General features: G+C 73.6%; 3 protein-coding genes. All 3 read left to right on the forward strand.

Going from position 1 to position 4108, the window contains the following annotated elements:
- A partial coding sequence (locus HLB15_RS22790; protein WP_514128913.1) for a WYL domain-containing protein occupies positions 1–357 on the forward strand: 357 nt, incomplete at its 5' end.
- 68 nt (positions 358–425) lie between these two features.
- Positions 426–2108: a DNA repair helicase XPB gene (locus HLB15_RS22795; RefSeq protein ID WP_171108957.1), complete on the forward strand. Its 1683-nt coding sequence runs from the start codon at positions 426–428 to the stop codon at positions 2106–2108.
- A 104-nt stretch (positions 2109–2212) separates the two neighbouring features.
- The gene (locus HLB15_RS22800) at positions 2213–4072 is read left to right on the forward strand and encodes a TPM domain-containing protein (protein ID WP_249360533.1); all 1860 of its coding nucleotides are present in this window, start codon (positions 2213–2215) and stop codon (positions 4070–4072) included.
- The last annotated feature ends 36 nt before the right edge of the window (positions 4073–4108 follow it).

Here is a 4108-nt window from a genome sequence, read left to right on the forward strand (position 1 = left end):
CGCGCCCGTGGCGAGGCCGCCGCCGTGGCCCGCTCGGCCGGCGGCTCGGGCGCCGTCCAGCGCCCCCGCGACGACGACGCCGAGCCGACACCCCGGCCTGTGGACGACCTCCCGGACGACGACCCGGGAACACAGCACCCCGCCGACGGGTTGGCACTGGTGCGCGACGCGCTCCGGACCGGGTCCACCGTGATCGTCGAGGTGGCGGGTCACACCGGCCGGCTGGAGCGGCGTGAGCTCAAGCCCCTGCGTCTCGACGGCGGCAGGCTCCGCGCGCTCGACCCGGACCGAGAGGCCGAGCTGACCATCGCCGTGCACCGCATCGCGTCGGTGCTCCCGACGTCGCCCGCCCCCTAGACCGCCTCCCGGAACCGCCCCGACAACCGCCCGCAGCACCACAGCCGCAGCACCACCGAGGGAGACTCATGCCCGACGGACCGCTCATCGTCCAGAGCGACAAGACCCTCCTGCTGGAGGTCGACCACCCGAGCGCCGAGCAGGCGCGGCGCTCGATCGCGCCGTTCGCCGAGCTCGAGCGCGCGCCCGAGCACGTGCACACCTACCGCCTCACGGCGCTGGGCCTGTGGAACGCGCGCGCCGCCGGGCACGACGCCGAGCAGGTCGTCGACACGCTCATCGAGTACAGCCGCTACCCGGTGCCGCATGCGCTGCTGGTCGACGTCGCCGAGACGATGTCCCGGTACGGGCGCCTGCAGCTCGTCCAGGACCCGGCGCACGGCCTCGTGCTGCGCACGACCGACCAGGCGGTGCTCGCGGAGGTGCTGAAGTCGAAGCGCACGGCGGGCCTCGTGGGTGAGCGCGTCGACGAGTCGACCGTCGTGGTGCACCCGTCCGAGCGCGGCCACCTCAAGCAGGTGCTCGTCAAGCTCGGCTGGCCCGCAGAGGACCTGGCGGGGTACGTCGACGGGGAGAAGCACCCGATCGACCTCAGCCCCGTGACCGAGCCCCGCACGCCGCACGAGACGGCGGCGCCGTGGGAGATGCGGCCGTACCAGGCGCAGGCGGTCGACGGGTTCTGGCACGGCGGCTCCGGCGTCGTCGTGCTGCCGTGCGGCGCGGGCAAGACGATCGTGGGCGCCGGCGCCATGGCGAAGTCCGGCACCACGACGCTCATCCTCGTCACCAACACCGTCAGCGCGCGCCAGTGGCGCGACGAGCTCGTGCGACGCACGACGCTGACCGAGGACGAGATCGGCGAGTACTCCGGCACCAAGAAGGAGATCAAGCCGGTCACCATCGCGACCTACCAGGTGCTCACCACCAAGCGGAAGGACGTCTACACGCACCTCGAGCTGCTGGACGCCCGCGACTGGGGCCTCATCCTCTACGACGAGGTCCACCTGCTGCCCGCTCCCGTGTTCCGCATGACGGCGGACCTGCAGGCGCGCCGCCGCCTGGGGCTCACGGCGACGCTCGTGCGCGAGGACGGCCGCGAGGACGAGGTGTTCAGCCTCATCGGCCCCAAGCGGTTCGACGCGCCGTGGAAGGACATCGAGGCGCAGGGCTACATCGCCCCCGCCGACTGCGTCGAGGTGCGGCTCACGCTCCCGGACACCGAGCGCATGACGTACGCGACGGCCGAGGCCGAGGACAAGTACCGGCTGGCCGCGTCGGCGTCGGGCAAGAAGGAGGTCGTGGAGCAGATCGTGGCGCAGCACCCGGACGACCAGGTCCTCGTCATCGGCCAGTACATCGACCAGCTGGAGGAGCTGGCCGAGCACCTGGACGCCCCGATCATCACCGGCTCCACGACCACCAAGGAGCGGCAGCGGCTGTTCGGTGCGTTCCGCGAGGGCGAGATCTCGCGGCTCGTGGTGAGCAAGGTGGCCAACTACTCGGTCGACCTGCCCGAGGCGTCGGTGGCGATCCAGGTGTCCGGCTCGTTCGGCTCCCGGCAGGAGGAGGCGCAGCGGCTCGGGCGGATCATGCGGCCCAAGGCGGACGGTCGGACGGCGCACTTCTACGCCGTCGTCGCCCGCGACACCGTGGACCAGGACTTCGCCGCCCACCGGCAGCGGTTCCTCGCCGAGCAGGGGTACGCGTACCGCATCGTCGACGCCGAGGACCTGACCGCGCCGACGCCGTGAAAACCCCCTTCACGTAGGGCGTTTACCTGGGGATTCATTGCATATGCGCAACACGGCGTCCTCCGATTGCGATGTCTTGAACCCGGGGTGACGATCAGGACGTGATGGAGTCCCCCGCAACACACGAGCACGCGCGCGAGGGTGTCCCCCGGGTGTCCCGGGGGCTCGCCGTCGTGGCGTGCGCGGGCACGGCAGGTCTCGCCGTCGCCGTCGCGTCCCAGCTGGCCGTCTCCCCCGCGGCCGTCGCGACCCCGGCAGAGCCCCGCCCGTCCGTGTCCCCCAGCCTCACCGCGGCGATGCAGGCGGAGATGATGTCCGACATCCTCCCCGCGTCGCCCCCGATCACGCTGACCGACCCCGTGACGGACGGGGTGGGCGCCCTGACCGACGCGGAGCGCCAGGACGTCGTGGCGGCGCTCGACCGGCTCGCCGACGAGTCGGACCTGCGCATGCTCGTCGTCTACATCGAGTCGTTCGACGGCACCCAGCCCGTGGACTGGGCCAACGCGAGCGCCAACCAGTCGGGCCTCGGGACCGAGGACCTGGTGCTGGCGGTCGCGACGGCCGACGGCGCGTTCGGGATCTCGGCCGACACCAACGTGGCGCTCACCGACGCGCAGCTCGAGCAGGTCGACGAGGCCGTCGCCGCCGCGGTGGCGGACGAGCGCTGGGCCGACGCGGCGACGGACGCCGCGGACACCGTCCGCGAGACCGGCGGCGGGTCGTCCGTCCCGTGGCTCGTCGTCGCGCTCGTCGCGGGCGGCGTGCTCCTCGTGGCCGCGCTCGCGTTCGTGGTGTGGCGGTTCGTGGTCCCGCGGTTCCGCGGGCGCCTGGCCGGCGTCGGCCGCCGTCCGCAGGCGGCGGGCCCGACGGCGGACGAGCTCGCGGGCCTGACCCTCGCCGAGCTGGACGAGCGGGCGGCGTCGGCGCTGGTCGGCATCGACGACGCGCTCAAGACCTGCGGGCAGGAGCTCGGCCTCGCCCGCGCGGAGCTCGGCGAGAGCGCGACCCGCGACTTCGAGGTGATCCTCGCCCGCGCGACGGCCGACGTGCGGGAGGCCTTCGCGATCCGCCAGGAGCTCGACGCCGACGGCGAGGCCCGCGCGGACTTTGCTGCCGGCGACGACGCGACCACGGAACCGGCGCCCGACGACCCGGACCGCCGGGCGGCGCTGGCCGAGGTGCTGGCGCTCTGCGAGCGCGCGGCCGACACGCTCGACGCGCACACCCGCGCGTTCGACGACCTGCGCCGCCTGCAGCAGCGCGCGCCCGAGCTGCTCGACGACGTGGTGACGCGCGAGCCCGAGGTCGCCGGCCGCGTGGCCACGGCCCGCTCCGTGCTGGACGAGCTGGCGGGGGCCTACCCCGCCGCGACGCTCGCCCTGGTCGCCCGCAACCCGGAGCAGGCGGAGCTGCTGCTCACCAACGCCAAGGAGGCGGTTGCGGCGGGACGCTCCGCCCTGGACGCCGGGCAGAAGGCCATCGCCGTCTCCCACGCGCGGGGCGCCCAGAACGCGCTCGGCCAGGCCATCACGCTCCTCGACGCGATCGACACCACCGCCGAGCACCTCCAGGACGCGGCGGCACGGCTCGACAAGGCGATCGCGTCCCTCACGCAGGACGTGGCGGCGGCCCGGGCCGTCGAGGGCGACTTCCGGGTCACCCTCGCGCGCACGGCGGCCCAGGCGGCGCTCAAGCACGTCGAGGTGACGCGCGAGGGCGGCGACCCGCTCGAGGGGCTGCAGCGCATCGCGGTCGCGGAGGCGTCGCTCGACGCGGCCCTCGCGTTCACGCGCGACCTGACGGAGGTCAGGGCCCGTGCCTCCGCGCTGCTGCGCGACATCCTCGGCCGCGTGGAGGCGCAGCTCGCCCAGACCGGCGCCGGATCACTCTCGGCATCTCTCTCGGCATCGAGAACCTTCTTTCCGGGCCGCATCGGGCCCGGGGTTAGGCAAGCAGTGTGACATAGTTCTGTCAACCCTCTTGCATAACCTGCTCAC

It is taken from the genome of Promicromonospora citrea (assembly GCF_013004695.1).
In the GTDB taxonomy this organism is placed as follows: domain Bacteria; phylum Actinomycetota; class Actinomycetes; order Actinomycetales; family Cellulomonadaceae; genus Promicromonospora; species Promicromonospora citrea.

Excerpts from the sequence above, each read along its gene's own strand:
- HLB15_RS22800 (WP_249360533.1), top strand. The coding sequence starts at position 2,213 with ATGGAGTCCCCCGCAACACACGAGCACGCGCGCGAGGGTGTCCCCCGG.
- HLB15_RS22795 (WP_171108957.1), top strand. The coding sequence starts at position 426 with ATGCCCGACGGACCGCTCATCGTCCAGAGCGACAAGACCCTCCTGCTG.